The sequence below is a fragment of the Pseudomonas sp. WS 5411 genome (genome assembly GCF_012985595.1).
In the GTDB taxonomy this organism is placed as follows: domain Bacteria; phylum Pseudomonadota; class Gammaproteobacteria; order Pseudomonadales; family Pseudomonadaceae; genus Aquipseudomonas; species Aquipseudomonas shahriarae.
This window is the reverse complement of record NZ_JAARMC010000002.1, coordinates 516,330-536,354: the sequence shown is the minus strand read 5'-3', so window position 1 is coordinate 536,354 and position 20,025 is coordinate 516,330. Positions and strand designations below refer to the sequence as shown.

The window sequence follows — 20,025 nt, the reverse complement described above, 5'->3', positions numbered from 1 at the left end:
CAGTCGATCATCGCATGCTGCCGTAGTTGCCTCCCCGTCACGTATTCCTTGGACCACGCCACCCGATGAGTGGCGAATGAGGACTTTATGAGCAACAAGACCAACGCTTCCTTGATGAAACGCCGCGAAGCCGCTGTACCGCGCGGTGTTGGCCAGATTCACCCGATCTTCGCCGAATCCGCGAAGAACGCCACCGTGACTGACGTTGAAGGTCGCGAGTTTATCGACTTCGCCGGCGGCATCGCCGTACTGAACACCGGTCACCTGCACCCGAAAATCATCGCGGCCGTGACCGAGCAGTTGAACAAGCTGACCCACACCTGCTTCCAGGTCCTGGCTTACGAGCCGTACGTGGAGCTGTGCGAAAAAGTTAACGCCAAGGTGCCAGGTGATTTCGCCAAGAAAACCCTGCTGGTCACCACCGGTTCCGAAGCCGTGGAAAACGCCGTGAAAATTGCGCGTGCCGCGACTGGCCGTGCCGGCGTGATCGCCTTCACCGGCGCTTACCACGGCCGCACCATGATGACCCTGGGCCTGACCGGCAAGGTTGTACCGTACTCCGCTGGCATGGGCCTGATGCCAGGCGGTATCTTCCGTGCGCTGTACCCGAACGAGTTACACGGCGTGAGCATCGACGACTCCATCGCCAGCATCGAACGCATCTTCAAAAACGATGCCGAGCCGCGTGATATCGCTGCCATCATCATCGAGCCGGTACAGGGCGAGGGCGGTTTCTATGTCGCGCCTAAAGCCTTCATGAAGCGCCTGCGCGAACTGTGCGACAAGCACGGCATCCTGCTGATCGCCGACGAAGTGCAAACCGGTGCCGGCCGTACCGGGACCTTCTTTGCCATGGAGCAGATGGGCGTTGCTGCCGACCTGACCACCTTTGCCAAATCCATCGCGGGCGGCTTCCCGCTGGCTGGCGTGTGCGGCAAGGCAGAATACATGGACGCCATTGCCCCAGGTGGCCTGGGTGGCACCTATGCCGGTAGCCCGATCGCGTGCGCCGCGGCCCTGGCCGTGATGGAAGTGTTCGAAGAAGAGCATCTGCTGGACCGCTGCAAGGCTGTTGGCGAGCGTCTGGTCACTGGCCTGAAAGCCATCCAGGCCAAGTACCCGGTGATCGGCGAAGTGCGTGCCCTGGGCGCGATGATCGCGGTCGAGCTGTTCGAGGACGGCGACAGCCACAAGCCGAACGCTGCTGCGGTGGCCGCGGTGGTTGCCAAGGCGCGTGACAAGGGCCTGATCCTGCTGTCGTGCGGCACCTACGGCAACGTGTTGCGCGTGCTGGTCCCGCTGACCTCGCCGGACGAGCAGTTGGACAAAGGTTTGGCGATCATCGAAGAGTGCTTCTCCGAGCTGTAAGCGCAGGTTGGCTGGATCGAAAAAAACCCGCTTCGGCGGGTTTTTTTGTGGGCTATGCACGGACTCAGGCCTTGTACGCAGGCGCTTCCTTTGTCTAATGTGCAAGGATTGCCGATGGAGCGTGCTGCATGACTGCTGTTGATTTACCTGCTGTGCCCCGTGTGCTGATTGCCGAGCCCGACCCCTGGTCGCGGGATCTGCTCAAGCAGGTGTTGTTGAATGTGCGCTGCGACGCGCGGCTGGATGTGTGCGCCGACGGGCAGCACGCCGCCGAGCTGCTGCGAGACAAACCCTACGATTTGATCATTGCCGATTGGGAGCTGCCGGGCGTTGACGGCCTGAGCCTGTTGCGCAGTGTGCGTCAGCGTCGGCGGGTGCCCGTGTTGCCGTTCATCCTGCTGAGTACGCGCAATGACGGCGCCAGCGTGCGCGAGGCATTGCCGCTGGCGCCCACCGCCTACCTGACCAAGCCACTGAACATGGAGGGTCTTACGCAACGCCTGCAGGATTTGTTGCTCAACGAAGGCGAAACCGTGTATTGCGAACCCCCCGCCCTGGCGGCGGGCATGTCCTTGCCGGTGTTCCTGGAGCAGCGTCGCGAGCTGTCGGACGGCGCGCCGCTGCGGGTTGACGTCAAGGCGGCCGTGCAACGCAGCCTCACGCCGCAGGGGCTGGATCTCAAGCAATTGGAAGAGCAGGTCAAGGTTGATCCACAGATCACCGCGGTGCTGATCGCCGCCGCCAACAGCGCCGGCCAGCACGGCACACCGGTGCAGACCCTGTCCATGGCGCTGCACAAACTGGCCGCCGGGCAGAGCATGAACCTGATCCTCGGCCTGGCCCTCAAGCACAACGTGATCCTCAGCGATGCCAGCCTGATGGAATACGCTGAGCGTTATTGGCAGTTGTCCCAGCGAACTGCGCAATACGGTCGTTCACTGGCGCGCATGCTCGACCTGGAACACGAACGCTGTTACAGCGCCGGTATTCTCCATCGGTTGGGCGACCTGGCCCTGCTGCGCAGCTTGCAGGAGTGGCGCCAGGGCGGTGGTGAACTGGATGAGGCGTTGATTGGCGAGTCATTGTCCACCTTTGGCGCCAGCTATGGCTCGGCGCTGCGCACGCGCTGGCGCTTGCCCCTGGAGCTGCGCCAACTGATCGCGGCGACCTACTCCCTGGAAGGCGGGGTGTATTCCCGTGAGGCGCTGGTGATGAACATCGCGGCGCAACTGGCAGGGCTGACCGAGCATGAAGGGGTCGAGGTGTTAGCCAAGGGCAAGACGGCGAGGTTGCTCAAGGTCGGGTTTGCAGAGCTGACGCGCATCCGCAAGCCTGGGTAGGCGCTGTGTCTGGCAGCAACAATGCTGAATGTGCCGCCGCCATCGTAGCCTCGCTAAAGCTCGACAACTCCCACATTTGATTTGTGGTGTGTCCAGAACTCCCAGCCTGGTCGAGCTCCCACATGAGGTTTGCGGGGTATCCAGAACTCCCAGCCTGGTCGAGCTCCCACATGGGGTTTGTGGGGTATCCAGAATTCCCAGCCTGGTCGAGCTCCCACATGGGGTTTGCGGGGTATCCAGAATTCCCAGCCTGGTCGAGCTCCCACATGGGGTTTGTGGAGTATCCAGAACTCCCAGCCTGGTCGAGCTCCCACATGGGGTTTGTGGGGTATCCAGAATTCCCAGCCTGGTCGAGATCCCACATGGGGTTTGTGGGGTATCCAGAATTCCCAGTCTGGTCGAGATCCCCTGTGGGAGCGGGCTTGCCCGCGATGGCGGTGGTCCAGGCGCTATTTTTTAGGGCCGTGAAAGGGCAGGCATTCAGCCGACAATCACCCGGTTCTTGCCCTGGCGCTTGGCTTCATACATGGCCGCATCAGCCCGGGCGAACAGGCTGTCCAGGGTTGCATCTGCGCCGGTGAGGCTGGCCAGGCCCTGGCTGACGGTCACGCCATAGGGCCGGCCGTCATGGCTGAATTCCAGTTGGCGCACTTCCTGCCCCAGGCGTTCGGCGACCTGCATGGCCCTTTCCGGTTCGCACCCCGGCAGCACCGCAGCAAATTCCTCGCCGCCAATGCGCCCGAACAGGTCGCCACGGCGCAATACCCCGCGGCCGCTCTCGGCGATACGCAATAACACCTGATCGCCCTCCAGGTGGCCGTAGGTGTCGTTGATGGCCTTGAAGTTATCTATATCCAGCAACAGGAAGGCCAGGGGCAGGCCTTGGGTGCAGGCACGTTCGAATTCGTGATGGGCGCACTCGAAGAAATGGCGACGGTTGCTGCTGCGGGTTAGCACGTCGGTGGTGGCCAGGCGCTGCAGCTCGAGTTCCAGGTGCTTTTTTTCGGTGATGTCCTCAGCGATGCCCACCACAATCAACGGTTTCCCTGGGGTGGCCTGTTGGTTGGTAAAGCACTTGTCGCTGAGCCAGCGGATCTGCCCGTCTGCGGTGATGATGCGGTACTGGCGATTCTCGACCGCCCCCAGCTCCAGCACCTGGGCCAGGCTGTGCTCGGCGTAATGCTGGTCTTCAGGGTGGATGCTGTCGCGCCAGCCACGGTGCTCGGCCAACAGTAGGCTGGCCGAGCGCCCGAAGATGCGCTCATAGGCCGGGCTTACGTACAGCACGCGGCGGGTCTCCCACTCGATGGCCCAGAGCACGGCGTTCACACTGACCAGCAGCGAGCTCAACAGCTGTTCACGCTGGCTCAGACGCTCCACTTCGCCCTGGGCATGCATCAACGCCAGCAAGGTAGCGGCAGCCGGCCGTGACGTATCCGTTGAGTCAGGTGTGGTGGGGATCGGGGAGTCCGTTTCGTGGACCATCGGCACAATTCTCTCTGGACATGCCGCAGCATTGAACAGCAGTCAAAACAAGGCCCGCCAGGATGGCGAAGTGTTGTTTGAGAGAGGGGAATTGCAGCTAAGTTCCGTTATCAGTCGCGATTGAGACGGAATGTTCGGTGACTGTGAAATGGCGCCAAAAAACTGTGGAGCCGGTAAGGACTGGGCGTCCTCCCGGCTCCTGCAACACCTAGGCGTTTGCGGGGCGCAACGAATAGGTTTTCAACTGGTGGGCAAAGTCGCGCAGGGATTGGATCCCGCTGGCCTCGGCCTCGTGCACCCACTCCTTGATGGCCGCGAGCATGTCATGCCCGTTGCTGCTGGTCTTGAGCCAGATCTGTTGCAGCGCCAGGCGCTTTTCGTAGATCACCTTCAAGGCCTGGCTGTGCTCCAGCATGCTCTGGATGCGCACATGGTGGCGCTCATCCAGCAGACTGGTTTCCCGTGACAGCAGGCGCTTGGCCCGGTGGAACTGGTGGCGTACCGAATGATCGACCTTCTCCAGCTCCTGCTTGACCAGCGGCGCAATCACCAACTTGCGGTACTGGGCCATGATCTGGAAGCGGTTGTTGAGGATCGCCATGGCGGTGTCCATGTCCAGGTGGCCCTTGCCTTCCACTCGATGGGCAATCGGCGCCACGCGCTGCACCTTGGCCAGGCGCAGGAAGCTGAACACTTGGATCCAGGCCCAGCCCAGGTCGAATTCCCACTTCTTCACCGACAGTTTGGCGGAGTTGGGGTAGGTGTGATGATTGTTATGCAGCTCTTCGCCACCGACGATGATGCCCCACGGCACCAGGTTGGTCGCCGCGTCGCGGCATTCGAAGTTGCGATAACCGATGGCATGCCCCAGGCCGTTGATCACGCCGGCGGCCCAGAACGGGATCCACATCATCTGGATCGCCCAGATGGTGATGCCGATGGTGCCGAACAGCAGCACGTCGATAACGCCCATGAGGGCCACGCCCAGCAGCGGATAGCGGGTATAGAGCTTGCGTTCGATCCAGTCGTCCGGGCAGTTCTTGCCGTAGATGCGCAGGGTCTCGGGGTTTTCCGCCTCGGCGCGGTACAGCTCGGCACCTTTGCGCAGGACCGTGGACAGGCCCTTGATCACCGGGCTGTGGGGATCGTCGACGGTTTCGCACTTGGCGTGGTGTTTGCGGTGGATAGCGGTCCATTCGCGGGTATTCTGCGCCGTGGTCAGCCACAGCCAGAAGCGGAAGAAGTGTTTCAGGCCAGCATTGAGCTCCAGGGAGCGGTGGGCTGAATAGCGGTGTAGATAGACCGTGACACCGATAATGGTCACGTGGGTCATCAACAGAGTGACTGCCACCAGTTGCCAGGCTGACAAGTCAAGAAAACCGTTGTACCACATAGGCTGTATGGCCCTCAGATAAAGATAAGAACAACTGACGCATTATCACTTAGCCTACAGATAAAACCAGTCACCCTTTCAGATAGGAGTGACGAGATGTTACTTGTCCTATAATCCGCAGCCTCTGTAGGGCGATTCTGTTTTTTAGTAAGGATTACTAGTCATATGCTGCTTTCATACCGAGGTGCCCTACGTGCAGGGCTGGTGTACTTGTTGCTTTCGGTCTTGTGGATACAGCTCAGTCAGCAGGTATTTAACAATTTTATCGATGAACCCAAGGAAATGATTCACTGGCAGATGCTGCGCGGCTACCTGTGGGTGACCCTCAGCGCCCTGTTTATTTTCCTGTTGTGCGCCCGTAGCGCCCGCAACCATCGCATCCAGCAACCCTTGACGGAAAATCGCGAGCGCCTGCGCCAGGCGGCGGCGGTGTTCGATTGCACCCGCGAAGGGGTGCTGGTCACCGACGCCCGCGGGCAGATAGTCCACGTCAACCGCGCGTTTATTGAAATCACCGGTTACCAGGTGGAAGACGTGATGGGCCACCAACCGAGCCTGTTCAAGTCCGGGCGCCATTCGCCGGATTTTTATGAGCAGATGTTTCGCGCCCTCAACCAAGAGGGCGAGTGGAGCGGCGAGATCTGGAACCGCCGTAAAAGCGGGGAAATTTATCCACAGTGGCAAACCATCCGTGTCATCCACGATGACCAGGGCCAGGTCAGCCATTACGTGGCGGTGTTTTCCGACATCAGCGCCATCAAGCATTCCGAGCACGAACTGGCGCACCTGGCCCACCACGACCCGTTGACCGACCTGCCCAACCGCCTGTTGTTCACCGACCGCGCCGAGCAGGCGCTGGCCTCGGCGCAGATTCACAAGCGTGGCTGTGCGCTGTTGATGCTGGATCTGGACCACTTCAAGATCATCAACGACAGCCTGGGTCACAATGTAGGCGACCAGTTGCTCAAGGCCGTGGGCGAGCGCCTGCAGGGCTTGTTCGGTCCCGGCGTGACTTTGGCGCGCCTGGGCGGCGATGAGTTCGCGGTGCTGGCGGAAAGTTGTCCACAGGTGGTCCAGGCGGCCGCCCTGGCCCAGCGCATCATTGACAGCATGAAGCAGCCGTTCGTGTTCAACGGCCACCAGCTGTTTGTCAGCGTGAGTATCGGCATCAGCCTGTTCCCCAGCGATGCCCTGAGTGCCGAACAGCTGCTGCGCAACGCCGACTCCGCGTTGTTCAAGGCCAAGAGTTCCGGGCGCGAAGGCTACGCCCTGTACACCGAGGAACTGACCGCCCACGCCCAGCACCGGATCGAGATCGGCAATGAGCTGCGTCGCGCCCTCGATCAGCAAGAGCTGCGGGTCTACTACCAGCCGGTCCACGACCTGCAAACCAGCCGGATGATTGGTGTGGAAGCCCTGGTGCGCTGGCAGCACCCGCTGCGCGGCCTGGTGTCACCGGCAGAATTTATCCCGATTGCCGAACGCACCGGGTTGATCGCCGAGATTGACGGCTGGGTCATGGAGCAGGCCTGTCGCCAGATGTGCCAGTGGCTGGCAGACGGCAAGAACCTGTCCTTTATGGCGGTCAATATCTCCAGCCGCCTGTTTGCCCGCCACGAATTGTTCGAGCAGGTGGCCAAGGTGCTGCACGACACCGGCCTGGACCCGGCGAAGCTGGAACTGGAAGTCACCGAAAGCGCAGTGATGGACGACCCGGAAGTGGCCCTGGAACAACTGCACCGCCTGCGCGAACTGGGCCTGAGCCTGGCTATCGACGACTTCGGCACTGGCTATTCGTCACTGCTGCGCCTCAAGCGGTTGCCGGTGCAGAAGCTGAAAATCGACCAGGGCTTCGTCGCCGGCCTGCCGTGGGATGAAGACGATGCGGCGATTGTGCGGGTAGTCATCGCCCTGGCGCAGAGCATGGGTATGCAGGTGCAAGCCGAGGGTATCGAGCAGATGGAACAGGCGCGGTTCCTGTTGAATCACCAATGCGACCTGGGCCAGGGCTACTGGTTTGGCCGGCCGATGCTGGCGGCAGAGATTGATTGGGCCCTAGCCCCCGCCATCCACTAACCCCACCCCCCGGGGTTGGAATGCAATAAAAAATGTGGGAGCGGGCTTGCCCGCGATGACGGAGTGTCAGCCAGTAAATCTGGTACTGATACACCGCTATCGCGGGCAAGCCTGCTCCCACATTTTTATCTGCGCACGCCTTAACGTCGTGTCCTGCCTGAAAATTCTTTCTGGTTATATAAACATTCTTAAATAGTATTTTTAAGAATATCCGCGCTTATCTACTATCGCCCTCACGCCGCAAGCAGTGCCGCCACTGCCAGGCACTTCTCATTTCAGGAGCACGACCATGAGCGCATCTCTACGCAGCGTTGACGGCCAGGACGAAGCAGCCATTTTGCGCGAGATCCAAAGCGCATTGCGTGACCTGCGTTTCGGCGCAGTGGAAATCACCGTACACAACGCCCAAGTGGTGCAGATCGAACGTAAAGAGAAATTCCGCTTGCAGAGCCCGGGCAACAAAACGAGCTGAGCCAAGACGGCGCTTCGATTGCAGGACCCGTACTTATAAGAAAAGCCAACACCCAAGAATTTCAGGAGCTTGTCTATGTCGTCGATTCGCCGTTACGCCCTGGCCGCCCTGGCCAGCGCCGTGTTTGCCGGTTCCGCAGTGGCCAAGGATTACGAGCTGCTTAACGTTTCCTACGATCCGACCCGTGAGCTGTACCAGGAGTACAACGCCGAATTCACCAGTTTCTGGAAAAAGGCGCACCCTGGCGACAACGTCAAGATCCAGCAATCCCACGGTGGTTCGGGCAAGCAGGGCCGGGCGGTGATCGACGGCCTGCGTGCCGACGTGGTGACCCTGGCCCTGGCCGGCGACATCGACGAAATCGCCAAGCTGGGCAAGACCCTGCCAGAGAACTGGCAGACCCGCCTGCCCGAAGCCAGCACACCATACACCTCGACCATCGTGTTCCTGGTGCGCAAGGGCAACCCCAAGGGCATCAAGGACTGGGGCGACTTGATCAAGAACGACGTCTCGGTGATCACGCCGAACCCGAAAACCTCCGGCGGCGCCCGCTGGAACTTCCTCGCCGCCTGGGCCTATGGCCTCAAGGCCGGTGGCAGCGAAGCCAAGGCCCAGGAATACGTGAAAGCGCTGTTCAAGCACGTGCCGATCCTCGACACCGGTGCGCGTGGTTCGACCATCACCTTCGTCAACAACGGTCAGGGTGACGTGTTGCTGGCCTGGGAAAACGAAGCGTTCCTGGCCCTCAAGGAAGATGGCGGCGCTGACAAGTTCGACATCATCGTGCCGTCCCTGTCGATCCTCGCCGAGCCGCCCGTGGCCGTGGTCGACAAGAACGCCGAGAAAAAGGGCAACACCGAAATCGCCACGGCGTACCTCAACCACCTGTACAGCCCGGCTGGCCAGGAAATCGCGGCGAAGAACTTCTACCGCCCGCGTGACAAGGATGTGGCCGCTAAGTACGCCCAGCAGTTCCCGAAACTGGAGCTGGTGACTATCGACAAAGACTTCGGCGGCTGGAAAACTGCCCAACCGAAATTCTTCAACGACGGTGGCGTGTTCGACCAGATCTACACTGCCCAATAACCAACACGGCCTCCCTGTGGAATGCGGCTTGTGTGGGAGCGGGCTTGCTCGCGAAAGCGGTATGTCAGTCACTAAATGCGTTGACTGGCACACCGCTTTCGCGAGTAAGCCCGCTCCCACATGAGTTCGTTCCTGCAGTGGTATTGAACTGTTAACCAAGGACTTTTATGTCGCGTCGTATCTCCCCCGTCATACCCGGCTTCGGGCTGACGCTGGGCTACACCTTGGTGTACCTCAGCCTGATTGTGCTCATACCGCTGGCGGCCATGTTCGTCCACGCCGCCCAACTCACCTGGGATCAGTTCTGGGCCATCATCTCGGCGCCGCGGGTCTGGGCAGCCTTGAAGTTGAGCTTCAGTACCGCCCTGTATGCCGCGCTGATCAACGGCGTGATCGGTACGCTGCTGGCGTGGGTGCTGGTGCGCTACACCTTCCCTGGGCGCAAGATCATCGACGCGATGATCGACCTGCCGTTTGCCCTGCCCACCGCCGTGGCCGGTATTGCGCTGACTGCGCTGTACGCGCCGTCCGGCCTGGTCGGCCAGTTCGCCACCGACATGGGCTTCAAGATCGCCTACACCCCGCTGGGCATCACCCTGGCCCTGACCTTCGTCACGCTGCCTTTCGTGGTGCGCACGGTGCAGCCGGTGCTGGCCGATATCCCCCGGGAAATCGAAGAAGCCGCCGCCTGCCTGGGCGCCAAGCCCTGGCAGGTGTTTCGCTACATCCTCGTGCCGGCGCTGCTGCCGGCCTGGCTGACCGGGTTCGCCCTGGCGTTCGCCCGAGGTGTGGGTGAGTACGGTTCGGTGATTTTCATCGCCGGTAACATGCCGATGAAAACCGAGATCCTGCCGCTGCTGATCATGGTCAAGCTCGACCAATACGACTACACCGGCGCTACCTCCATCGGCGTGCTGATGCTGGTGGTTTCCTTTGTCCTGCTGCTGCTGATCAACTTGTTGCAGCGGCGCATCGAACACCCATAAGGAGGCGCGGAACATGTCCCAATCGTCTATTTCCGCCGCGTCTTCGGCCAACGCTGCCCGCCGTGGCAGTGCGGTGTCGCGACGCATCCTGATCGGCCTTGGCTGGCTGATCTTCGCCCTGTTTTTGCTGTTGCCGCTGTTTATCGTGGTGTCCCAGGGCCTCAAGCTCGGCCTGGGCGCGTTCTTTGCCGCGATCTTCGAGCCCGACGCGCTGTCGGCCTTGAAGCTGACGGTGATTGCGGTGCTGATTTCGGTGCCGCTCAACCTGGTATTCGGCGTCAGTGCGGCCTGGTGCGTGAGCAAGTACTCATTCCGTGGCAAAAGCATGCTGGTGACCCTGATCGACCTGCCGTTCTCGGTCTCGCCGGTCATCGCCGGTCTGGTCTATGTGCTGATGTTCGGTGCCCAGGGGTTCTTCGGCCCGTGGCTGCAGGATCACGATATCCAGATCGTCTTCGCCTTGCCGGGCATCGTGCTGGCGACGATCTTCGTCACCGTGCCGTTCGTGGCCCGTGAACTGATCCCGCTGATGCAGGAGCAGGGCACCCAGGAAGAAGAAGCCGCACGCCTGCTGGGCGCCAATGGCTGGCAGATGTTCTGGCATGTCACCGTGCCCAACATCAAGTGGGGCCTGATCTACGGCGTGGTGCTGTGTACCGCGCGGGCGATGGGTGAGTTTGGCGCGGTGTCGGTGGTGTCCGGGCACATTCGCGGCGTGACCAACACCCTGCCGCTGCACGTCGAGATTCTCTACAACGAATACAACCACGTCGCCGCGTTTGCGGTGGCGAGTCTGTTGCTGATCCTGGCGCTCTTCATCCTGCTGCTCAAGCAGTGGAGCGAGAACCGTATTAACCGCCTGCGCGCCGGTGCGGCTGAGGAATAAGTCATGTCGATCGAAGTCCGTAACGTCAGCAAGAACTTCAACGCCTTCAAGGCCCTGGACAGCATCAACCTGGATATCCAGAGTGGCGAGCTGGTGGCTTTGCTTGGCCCCTCCGGCTGCGGCAAGACCACCTTGCTGCGCATCATTGCCGGCCTGGAAACCCCGGATGCCGGCAGCATCGTGTTCCACGGTGAAGACGTGTCCGGCCACGATGTGCGTGATCGCAACGTCGGCTTTGTGTTCCAGCACTACGCGCTGTTCCGCCACATGACCGTTTTCGACAACGTCGCCTTCGGCCTGCGCATGAAGCCGAAGAACCAGCGCCCGAACGAAACCCAGATCGCCGCCAAGGTCCACGAACTGCTGAACATGGTGCAACTGGACTGGCTGTCGGATCGCTACCCGGAACAACTCTCCGGCGGCCAGCGCCAGCGGATCGCCCTGGCCCGTGCCCTGGCGGTGGAGCCCAAGGTACTGCTGCTCGACGAGCCTTTCGGCGCCCTGGACGCCAAGGTCCGCAAGGAACTGCGCCGCTGGCTGGCACGCCTGCACGAGGACATCAACCTGACCTCGGTGTTCGTGACCCACGACCAGGAAGAAGCTATGGAAGTCGCCGACCGCATCGTGGTGATGAACAAAGGCGTGATCGAGCAGATCGGCTCACCGGGTGACGTCTACGAAAACCCGGCCAGCGATTTCGTCTATCACTTCCTCGGCGACTCCAACCGCCTGCACCTGGGTGAAGACCAGCACCTGCTGTTCCGCCCCCACGAAGTGTCGTTGTCACGCCATGAACTGGAAGACCACCATGCCGCGCAAGTGCGCGACATCCGCCCGCTGGGCGCCACCACGCGGGTCACGCTGAAGGTCGAAGGCCAGAGCGAACTGATCGAAGCGGAAGTGGTGAAGGATCACGACAGCCTGACCGGGCTGGCGCGGGGCGAGACGTTGTTCTTCAAGCCCAAGGTCTGGCAAAAGGCTTAAAAAAATTGCAAAAAATCTGTGGGAGCGGGCTTGCTCGCGAACGCGCAGTGTCAGTCACTGGATGTACCGACTGAACCACCGCTTTCGCGAGCAAGCCCGCTCCCACATTTAGATTACCGGTGCTTCTCAGACCGTGGCGTTCTTGTGACGCGCGCGCACCGGCCCCGCCCGCTCTTCAATCTGCCGCTTGAGCTCATGGCGTAACCCCAGCAGAAACGCCAGCTCCGCCACCACAAACAACGGCCCCACGATCAGCCCGGACACGTCATCGACGAACGCAGGCTTGCGCCCCTCGTAGTAGTGGCCGACAAACTGGATCACCCAGCCCAGCACAAACAGGCCGATACCACTGCTGAGCCACACCAGCGTGCTTTGCGCCGCCAGCACATGCCCGGCCCACACCGACAGGCCCATCAGCACGCTCATCAACACCCCCAGCGCCAGTTCCAGGCGCAGGTAGAACCCCGCAGAAAACAGTGCCAGCAGCACCGCCGGTGACAGCCACAGGCCGGCCACTTGCCATTCGGGGCGTGACAGCAGCACGGCGACGGCCACCACGATCATGGGGATGCCGATAAAGTGGCTGGCGATGTTGCGGGGGTCGCGGTGGTAGGCGGCGTATTGGCTCAGATGGTCGACGAGGCTTTTCATTGTTATTCCTCCTGTAGGATGCTTGATCATGCCCTGTAGGACTGCGACAAACTGTCAACTGGGCGACAATCTTTGGAGTTCTCATGGACGCAGAGTCTTGGCATGGGCGCCTGTCCAGCGGCCACTGGTACCGCCATCTGCCTGCTCCCTTGCAGCATAGCTTGCTGGCCAACGCCCGCGTGCGGCAACTGGCGGCGGGGCAGGTGCTGTTCAAGCGCGGCGACCCACCGTGCGGCTTGTATGCGGTGCTCGATGGCAGCCTGCGCATCAGCGCGGTGAACGAGCAGGGCAAGGAAGCGTTGTTGAGCCTGGCGCAAGCGCCTTTCTGGTTTGGCGAAATCGCCGTGTTCGACGGCCTGCCACGCACCCACGACGCTTGTGCGGTCGGGCCTTGCACGCTGTTGCAGGTCCCGCAGTCGGCGATCCTGCACTTGCTTGCGCACAGCCCGGCCTATTGGCGGGACATGGCCTTGCTGATGAGCCAGAAGTTGCGGCTGACCTTTATCAATATCGAGCAGTTGAGCCTTGCGCCCGCGTCGGTGCGGGTGGCCCATCGGTTGTGGATGATTGCCGAGGGTTATGGCGAGATCGACGGCTCGCGGCGTGTGGTGCAATTGGCGCAGGAGGATTTGGCGGCGATGTTGGGTGTGTCGCGCCAGACCACCAATACGCTGCTCAAGGCGTTGCAAGAGCAGGGCGTTGTGCGGTTGGGGTATGGGGAGATTGAGATACTCGATGCCCAGCGGTTGCGGGAGATGGCGCAGGGGTAGGCGGTGCCTGTAGCGGTCCTTTCGCGAGCAAGCCCGCTCCCACATCCGACCACATTCCAAAGAATGTACTCGGTCAAATGTGGGCGCGGGCTTGCTCGCGAAAGGGCCCTCCCAGGCACTAAATAACCTCAGTCCGGCTGGCTCGACGCCAGATCATGGATCTCCCCAGGATCCCTGCCCAAGTCATACAACTGCCAGGTCGCCGGCCCCACGGGCCCGGGGATGTACACCGCCTTCCACTGCCCCTGGCGAATCGCCCGGCGCCCGAACAGCTCCCAACCGGTGACGGTGTGTTCATCGTGCACCTGGCGCGCTACGACTTCTAGCCAGGGACGGTGGCGCTGCGGTAGGTGGCCGGGCTGAAGACCCGGGTCACCACCAGCATCGCGATCACCGTCACGGCCAGCACCACCCAGGCGCTGACAAAACTGCCGGTGAGTTCGCGCAGCCAGCCGGTCATCCACGGCGACACGGCATTGATCAGAAAACCCACGCCCTGCACGAATGCCGCCAGTTGCCCGGCTTCCCGTGGGTCGCGGCGATGGTCCAGGGTCAACAGCAGGCTCAGGGCAAAGCACGCCCCCAGGCCGAAGCCGATCAGCGCCACCCACAGGTGCGGGTATTGCAGCGGCGCCAGCAGCAGGCCGAGGTAGCCCACTGTCTGGGCCAGCAGGCTGATGGTCAGCAAGGGCCTGCGGTCGATACCGCGTTGCGCCAGCGCCGGCATCAACAGCGCGGCGATCACCTGGAAAATCGTCATGAACGCCAGCAGCGAGCCGCTGGGCAGCACGCCCCAACCCAGTTGCTGGTAGTACGCCGGCAGCCACGCCACCATGCTCATGTACCCGCAATTCACCAGGCCGAAATACAGCGCCAGCAACCAGGCACGGCGATTGCGCAGGCCCTTGAGCGGCGCCGTCGCCTGCAGGTTTTTCGCCGCGCCCAACGGCAGCCATGCCCACAGCAGCAACGCGCCGAGCGCCGGCAGCAGCCAGATGCCGAGGCCGGCCTGCCAGTGCTGGAAATGGCTGGCCACCAGCGGGCTGAGCAGCGCCGCCAAGCCACCGCCCCCCATCAACGAGGCCGAATACACCCCCATCGCCAGCGGCACCCGGTGGTGGAACTGGCGCTTGATCATCGCCGGCACCAGCGCCTGGATCAGCGCCACCCCGGCCCCGCCCAGCAAGGCCGTGGCCAGCAGCGCCGGTGCCTGACCCAGCAGCCAGCGCGCCAGGCACGCCAGCAGGATCATCATCAAGCCCAGGGCAATCCCGCGCCGCTCGCCCAACTGCGCTTCGACGCGGATGCCCACCAGCGCCACCAAACCCATGCACACCACCGGCAGGCTGGTGAGCAGGGCACTGCTCTGGAAACTCAAGCCGGTGGCCAGGCGGATTTCCCCGAGCAACGGGCTGATAGAGCTGAGGATCGGCCGCAGGTTGAGGCCCAGCACGACCAGCAGGCCCCAGCCGGCGAGGGATTTATTCAGGGTCATGCAGGGTCTTCCATTGGCGGTAAAGGGCTTGCATGGCCGGCACAGGCAGGTGCTCGACGGGCAGTTGCTGGGCGGTCAATGGCAGGCTCATCTGTTGGTAAATCGCTGCGGTCGACAGGCCAAAAGGTGCCGCCATTTCATTGCTCGCGGCAAACACCACGCGGGACACGCCGCACAGGTACATCGCGCCCAGGCACATCGAGCACGGCTGGCCGCTGGCGTAGATCACACAGCCTTCAAGGCGCGTACCGAGTTGTTGGCTGGCGCGGCGCATGGCGAGCATCTCGGCATGGGCGGTGGGGTCCTGGTCGAGGTGGATTTGGTTGACCGCTTCCACCAGCACTGCACCGTCCTTGACCAGGACGGCGCCAAACGGCCGTCCACCCTGGGCCACGTTGTCCTGCGCCAGGGCCACGGCGCGCTGCAGCCAGGCTTGATCGCTCTGTGAACTCATTGCGCACCGGCTGCTTGCAGGCGTTGGGCGATGGCGACCTGACCACGTTTTTGCGCCTGTTGCAGTGGGCTGACGCCGTCGCGGTCGGGCAGGTTCACGTCGGCGCCGGCAGCGATCAGCATGGCGACGATTTGCTGATGCGGCGGCCCGCCGTCCGAGAGCACGATGGCTTCCATCAGGCCGGTCCAGCCCAGGCGGTTTACGTGGTTGACGTCGACTCCAGCGTCGATCAGCAGGCGCACGGTTTGCACGTGCCCGCGCTCACAGGCAGGAATGAGGGCGGTGCCACCGTAGCGATTGGTGCTCTTGAGATCGGCGCCATGGGCCAGGGTCATGGCCAAGATCTGATCGTGGCCGCTGGCACCGGCCAGCAGGTAGGGGCTGTCTTGCATCAGGTTCTTGCGGTTCACGTCGGCCCCGGCTTCGATCAGGGCGCGGGCGATGTCGATGCGATTGGCCTGGGTGGCCAGCAACAGCGGGGTGCTGCCATCCATGGCGCGGACATCAAGGTCAACGCCCTTGGCCAGCAACTGTTCGACCTGTGCCAACTGCCCGCCGCGCACGGCGTCGAGCAGATCTTTATCGGCCGCCATGGCGCTACTCGCCACCATCAACCCCAGCGCCAGCACGGCGGTTTTGAAAGGAATGGGCCATGCCATGGGAACCTCGCTTCAGTGCAATGAACGCGAAGTATGGCCACCGCCTGGGGTATTCTGAAATTAAATATAACCATGCCAACCAGTGGCAAATGAGATGGTGGTGCCCATGTTCGACCCCGTGCTGTTGCGCAGTTTTGTCGCCGTTGTCGATTGTGCGAATTTCACCCGCGCCGCCGAACGCCTGCACCTCACCCAATCCACGGTCAGCCAGCAATTGCGCCGCCTGGAAGACAGTGTCGGCTGCCGCTTGCTCGACCGCGATCAGCGCCGGGTGGTGGCGACGGTCGAGGGCGAGCGTTTGCTGGCCTATGCACGGCGCATCCTGGCACTCAACGAAGAAGCCGCCGATGTGCTGATCAACCAGCAGAGCGACGGCGTGCTGCGCCTGGGCGTGCCCGAAGACTTCGCCGCCGAGCGCCTGATGCCGTTGCTCTCGGCGTTTGTCGTGGCCTATCCACGGGTGCGCCTGGAGGTCACCAGCGGCCTGGGGCCGGCGCTGCTGCGCCAGTATCGCGGCGGTGAGTTCGATGTGTTGCTGGTCAAGCAGATGGGCGACAGCGACGACTGCCTGGCTTCCTGGCCGGAGCCGTTGTGCTGGGTCGACAGTCGCCACATGCCGGCCCTGGGCCGCGACCCATTGCCCTTGGTGGCGTTCCCGGTGGGCGGTCTGTACCGCAATGAAATGCTCCAGCATCTGGAGGTCGGTGGCTGGCGCTGGCGCATTGGCTATTCCAGCGCGAGCCTGGCCGGTGTGTGTTCGGCGGTGGCGGCGGGGTTGGGCATCAGCCTGCTGCCTGAGCGAGTGGTGCAGGCCGGGCATGTGGTGCTCGGCGCCGACAGTGGTTTGCCCGCGGTGCAGGGCGTGCGGCTGGCGTTGTATGGGCGCAATGGGATGGGGGCGGCGGGGCAGAGCCTGCAGGGGCAATTGTGGGATTTATGCGAGGCCAACCCGCGCTGAGGCATGCCTTTGAGGAATATTTTGCAGGCGCGTAAAGCATCCTGAAGTCGCCGTGAAGGCATTTTAGTGGGCCTGTTGACGCTGGCGCTGCATGGCGCGGTGATCTACTGGGTCAGCCAGAAACCGGTGCCGGTACTGCCGATTGTGCCGCCGGAAGTTCCACCGATGAGCCTCGGTTTTTCCCTGCCGGCGCCGGGTCTTCGGCCAACGCCGCGTACCTGAAGACCCCGGCTTTATTGAAGTGACTGTGTTTTTGGTTATTAATAAATAGCTTCTTATTCCTTAACGAATATATGCCCCGTCCCTATACTGGTCAGCAACGTTAAACGCTGCAGGAGGGCACACCCATGCACAGCGAGTTGATCCGTTACCTGATCGTGCCGGGCTGGCAAGGATCGCCAGAAGATCATTGGCAAACCCATTGGCAGAACAGCCTGCCCAACAGCGCCCGCGTGGAGCAGGCCGACTGGTTGACCCCGCGCCGTGAAGACTGGGTGGGGGCCCTGGCCGAAGCCATTGCGGCCGACAGTACCCCGGTGATTCTTATCGCCCACAGCCTGGGTTGCATCACGGTGGCGCACTGGGCGGCCAGCGCGCCGTTGCAGTTCCTGCGCCAGGTGCGTGGGGCCTTGCTGGTGGCCCCGGCAGATGTCGAGCGCCCGGCGTGTGCGCCGGCGTTGCGCAACTTTGCACCGATTCCCCGTGACCTGTTGCCGTTTCCCAGCCAGGTCGTCAGCTCCGACAACGACAGTGCGGTCAGCGCCCCTCGGGCCCTGGAGCTGGCGCGTAACTGGGGGGCTGAAGCCGGGATTCTCGCAGGTGCCGGGCATATCAACGTGAAGTCCGGCCACCAGCGCTGGGAGCAGGGTTTCGCCTACCTCTATCGCCTGCAAAACCGTCTGGAGCATCACTCCCGACGCCGCGCCTAAGACCTTTTCAACGCCCCGTCTTTTGAATGGAAACGGGGCGGGAGCCTGCCATGAGCCTGCATGAAACCTTCGGCCAGCCGTTGCTGACCTTCCCCGACGCCGAAAAAAGCCCCTTGAGCATCCGCGCCAAGGCGCTGGTATTTGTCGACCCCCGTTCCCGGCAACTGCGCGAAGACCTCGAAAGCCTGGCCCCGCGTGCCTTGCCCGTACTGATTCGCGGCGAAACCGGCAGCGGTAAAGAGCTGCTGGCGCGCCATGTCCATCGCGGCAGTGACCGCAGCGGCTTGTTTGTGTCGGTCAACTGCGGTGCGATCAGCCCGACTTATGCCGATGCCGAACTGTTCGGCTATGCCGCCGGCAGCCACAGCGGCGCGGCCAGCAGCCGGGCCGGTTGGTTCGGCTCGGCCAACGGCGGCACCTTGTACCTCGATGAGATCGGCGACTTGCCGCTGCCGATCCAGATCAAGCTGCTCGCCGCCCTGGAAAACCACGAAGTCACCCGCGTAGGGGCGCATCAACCGAGCCCGGTGGATGTGCGCCTGGTCGCCGCCACCAGCATCGACCTGGCCCAGGCCGTGGCCGTCGGCAAGTTCCACGAGCGCCTATTCCATTACCTCAGCGAAGGCCAACTGGAGCTGCCGGCGCTGCGCGAGCGCGTAGGCGACATCCTGTCCCTGGCCGAGTACTTCCTGGGCATCTACAGCCAGCGCCTGGACTTGCCGGTGCCGCTAATCAGTGAGGACGCGCAGCGGCTGCTGGAGCAACACAGCTGGCCGGGCAATACGCGGGAGCTGGAGAACGTGATCCACTTTGCGCTGCTGGTCAGCAGTGGCGATGAGATCCTGCCGGAGCATCTGAACCTGCCGGTGGCGTCGGTGGCGCAGATTGAGCAGCAGGTGCGACAGATCCTGAGCAGCGGCAGCGAAGTCGAGCGCGCAGCGTTGACGCGTCTGTTTCGGGGCTTGGGCTCTGTATGAACAAAATGGAATATCAACGTGAATAAAAGGTATTGTTCGGGAATAAAAAATATCGGTATTGTCCATTCCACGCCGCGATAGCACATCGCTGGCACCCCCATAAGAAGTGGCCGTCACCGACGTCCCGGATTTTCGATTAAGGACACTGCATGAAAAAGGTTCTGTTGTTCACCGCCCTGGCGGCTGCCCTGACTGCCGGTATCGCTCAAGCCAACGAAAAACTGGTGATCGCGGCCACGCCGGTGCCGCACGCCGAGATCCTTGAGCTGATCAAGCCGACCCTGGCCAAAGAAGGCGTGGACCTGGAAATCAAGGTCTTCACCGACTACGTGCAACCGAACGTGCAAGTGGCCGAGAAGCGCCTGGACGCCAACTACTTCCAGACCCTGCCGTACCTGGAAAACTTCAACAAGGGTAAAGGCACCAACCTGGTCACCGTGATTGGCGTGCACGTAGAACCGTTTGGCGGCTACTCGAAGAAAGTCACCAAGCTTGAAGACCTGAAAGACGGCGCCACCGTGGCCATTCCCAACGAAGGCTCCAACAGCGGTCGCGCCCTGTTGCTGCTGCAAAAGGCCGGCCTGATTACCCTCAAGGACCCGAAAAACGCCCTGTCCACGCCAAAGGATATCGCCAGCAACCCGAAGAACCTGAAGTTCAAGGAGCTGGAATCGGCCCTGCTGCCGCGCGTCCTGGACCAGGTTGACCTGGACATGATCAACACCAACTACGCCCTGGAAGCCGGCCTGAACCCAGCCAAGGATGCACTGATCATTGAAGGCGCCGACTCGCCGTACGTGAACTATCTGGTGGCTCGTCCAGACAACAAGGACAGCGCCGCGATCCAGAAACTGTCCAAGGCCCTGACCAGCCCTGAAGTCAAAGCCTTCATCGAGAAGAAATACAGCGGCGCGGTCTTGCCAGCGTTCTGATTTGCCAAACCCCCTTCAAGAAATGTGGGAGCTGAGCTTGTGTGGGAGCTGGCTTGCCTGCGATAGCATCACCTCGGTAATACTGATAAACCGAGGTGTCTGCATCGCAGGCAAGCCAGCTCCC

General features: G+C 62.1%; 20 protein-coding genes and 1 pseudogene. 14 read left to right on the top strand and 7 right to left on the bottom strand.

Translation table 11 applies throughout. From position 1 onward, the window contains the following. Positions 1 to 87 precede the first annotated feature (87 nt). Together gabT and HBR93_RS06205 are read left to right on the top strand one after the other, a co-directional pair. The gene (gene gabT, locus HBR93_RS06210; RefSeq protein WP_057436980.1) at positions 88 to 1,368 is read left to right on the top strand and encodes a 4-aminobutyrate--2-oxoglutarate transaminase; all 1,281 of its coding nucleotides are present in this window, start codon (positions 88 to 90) and stop codon (positions 1,366 to 1,368) included. 128 nt (positions 1,369 to 1,496) lie between these two features. Next, positions 1,497 to 2,708: an HDOD domain-containing protein gene (locus HBR93_RS06205; RefSeq protein WP_169959991.1), complete on the top strand. Its 1,212-nt coding sequence runs from the start codon at positions 1,497 to 1,499 to the stop codon at positions 2,706 to 2,708. 480 nt (positions 2,709 to 3,188) lie between these two features. Here HBR93_RS06205 and HBR93_RS06200 read toward each other — a convergent pair whose 3' ends face one another. Beyond that, on the bottom strand, positions 3,189 to 4,193 hold the full coding sequence (locus HBR93_RS06200) for a sensor domain-containing diguanylate cyclase (RefSeq protein ID WP_057436982.1): 1,005 nt from the start codon (positions 4,191 to 4,193) through the stop codon (positions 3,189 to 3,191). A gap of 208 nt (positions 4,194 to 4,401) precedes the next feature. After that, a complete protein-coding gene (gene desA, locus HBR93_RS06195; RefSeq protein WP_057436984.1) occupies positions 4,402 to 5,586 on the bottom strand; it encodes a delta-9 fatty acid desaturase DesA in 1,185 nt (394 codons plus the stop codon). A 165-nt stretch (positions 5,587 to 5,751) separates the two neighbouring features. Here desA and dibA point away from each other — a divergent pair, with 165 nt between their 5' ends. The 6 genes from dibA to HBR93_RS06165 all read left to right on the top strand — a co-directional run bounded on the left by dibA (position 5,752) and on the right by HBR93_RS06165 (position 12,076). Then, positions 5,752 to 7,662 carry a phosphodiesterase DibA gene (gene dibA, locus HBR93_RS06190; RefSeq protein ID WP_057436986.1) on the top strand — a complete coding sequence of 637 codons (1,911 nt, stop codon included), beginning with the start codon at positions 5,752 to 5,754 and terminating at the stop codon, positions 7,660 to 7,662. Between the two features lie 289 nt (positions 7,663 to 7,951). After that, positions 7,952 to 8,134: a sulfur starvation response protein OscA gene (gene oscA, locus HBR93_RS06185; RefSeq protein WP_057436988.1), complete on the top strand. Its 183-nt coding sequence runs from the start codon at positions 7,952 to 7,954 to the stop codon at positions 8,132 to 8,134. 75 nt (positions 8,135 to 8,209) lie between these two features. Next, complete coding sequence (locus HBR93_RS06180) at positions 8,210 to 9,220, top strand: sulfate ABC transporter substrate-binding protein (protein ID WP_057436990.1); 1,011 nt, start codon at positions 8,210 to 8,212, stop codon at positions 9,218 to 9,220. 167 nt (positions 9,221 to 9,387) lie between these two features. Then, positions 9,388 to 10,206, top strand: coding sequence for a sulfate ABC transporter permease subunit CysT (gene cysT, locus HBR93_RS06175; protein WP_057436992.1), 819 nt, complete (start codon positions 9,388 to 9,390; stop codon positions 10,204 to 10,206). 13 nt (positions 10,207 to 10,219) lie between these two features. Continuing rightward, positions 10,220 to 11,092, top strand: a complete 873-nt coding sequence (gene cysW, locus HBR93_RS06170; protein ID WP_029299486.1) for a sulfate ABC transporter permease subunit CysW — start codon at positions 10,220 to 10,222, stop codon at positions 11,090 to 11,092. A 3-nt stretch (positions 11,093 to 11,095) separates the two neighbouring features. Further along, the gene (locus HBR93_RS06165; RefSeq protein WP_057436996.1) at positions 11,096 to 12,076 is read left to right on the top strand and encodes a sulfate ABC transporter ATP-binding protein; all 981 of its coding nucleotides are present in this window, start codon (positions 11,096 to 11,098) and stop codon (positions 12,074 to 12,076) included. Positions 12,077 to 12,202: 126 nt separating this feature from the next. Here the strand turns inward: HBR93_RS06165 and HBR93_RS06160 are convergent, their stop codons facing one another. After that, a complete protein-coding gene (locus tag HBR93_RS06160; protein ID WP_057957972.1) occupies positions 12,203 to 12,727 on the bottom strand; it encodes an Mpo1-like protein in 525 nt (174 codons plus the stop codon). 83 nt (positions 12,728 to 12,810) lie between these two features. Between HBR93_RS06160 and HBR93_RS06155 the strand changes: the two genes are divergently transcribed. Further along, entirely contained in the window at positions 12,811 to 13,497 is a 687-nt protein-coding gene (locus HBR93_RS06155; protein WP_169959990.1) for a Crp/Fnr family transcriptional regulator, read from the top strand. A 134-nt stretch (positions 13,498 to 13,631) separates the two neighbouring features. On the opposite strand, the pseudogene HBR93_RS06150 reads toward HBR93_RS06155, so the two are convergent. The 4 genes and pseudogenes from HBR93_RS06150 to HBR93_RS06135 form a co-directional block, all read right to left on the bottom strand. Next, positions 13,632 to 13,799, bottom strand: a pseudogene (locus HBR93_RS06150) (arylsulfatase); the annotation flags it as partial. A 20-nt stretch (positions 13,800 to 13,819) separates the two neighbouring features. Next, complete coding sequence (locus HBR93_RS06145) at positions 13,820 to 14,992, bottom strand: CynX/NimT family MFS transporter (protein WP_115127135.1); 1,173 nt, start codon at positions 14,990 to 14,992, stop codon at positions 13,820 to 13,822. Beyond that, positions 14,979 to 15,446, bottom strand: coding sequence for a nucleoside deaminase (locus HBR93_RS06140; protein ID WP_169959989.1), 468 nt, complete (start codon positions 15,444 to 15,446; stop codon positions 14,979 to 14,981). The genes HBR93_RS06145 and HBR93_RS06140 overlap by 14 nt, the downstream gene beginning before the upstream one ends. Further along, on the bottom strand, positions 15,443 to 16,057 hold the full coding sequence (locus tag HBR93_RS06135; RefSeq protein ID WP_232544877.1) for an ankyrin repeat domain-containing protein: 615 nt from the start codon (positions 16,055 to 16,057) through the stop codon (positions 15,443 to 15,445). Before HBR93_RS06135 ends, HBR93_RS06140 begins: the two co-directional genes overlap by 4 nt. 154 nt (positions 16,058 to 16,211) lie before the next feature. Here HBR93_RS06135 and HBR93_RS06130 point away from each other — a divergent pair, with 154 nt between their 5' ends. The 5 genes from HBR93_RS06130 (at position 16,212) to HBR93_RS06110 (ending at position 19,901) form a co-directional block, all read left to right on the top strand. After that, positions 16,212 to 17,063, top strand: coding sequence for a LysR substrate-binding domain-containing protein (locus HBR93_RS06130; RefSeq protein ID WP_115129341.1), 852 nt, complete (start codon positions 16,212 to 16,214; stop codon positions 17,061 to 17,063). Positions 17,064 to 17,129: 66 nt separating this feature from the next. Continuing rightward, positions 17,130 to 17,285, top strand: coding sequence for a hypothetical protein (locus HBR93_RS06125; protein WP_262377254.1), 156 nt, complete (start codon positions 17,130 to 17,132; stop codon positions 17,283 to 17,285). 125 nt (positions 17,286 to 17,410) lie between these two features. After that, positions 17,411 to 17,992 carry an alpha/beta hydrolase gene (locus HBR93_RS06120; RefSeq protein ID WP_169959988.1) on the top strand — a complete coding sequence of 194 codons (582 nt, stop codon included), beginning with the start codon at positions 17,411 to 17,413 and terminating at the stop codon, positions 17,990 to 17,992. A 50-nt stretch (positions 17,993 to 18,042) separates the two neighbouring features. Beyond that, the gene (locus HBR93_RS06115) at positions 18,043 to 18,969 is read left to right on the top strand and encodes a sigma 54-interacting transcriptional regulator (protein ID WP_057957978.1); all 927 of its coding nucleotides are present in this window, start codon (positions 18,043 to 18,045) and stop codon (positions 18,967 to 18,969) included. A gap of 149 nt (positions 18,970 to 19,118) precedes the next feature. After that, positions 19,119 to 19,901 carry a MetQ/NlpA family ABC transporter substrate-binding protein gene (locus HBR93_RS06110; protein WP_057437018.1) on the top strand — a complete coding sequence of 261 codons (783 nt, stop codon included), beginning with the start codon at positions 19,119 to 19,121 and terminating at the stop codon, positions 19,899 to 19,901. Positions 19,902 to 20,025: the final 124 nt, after the last annotated feature.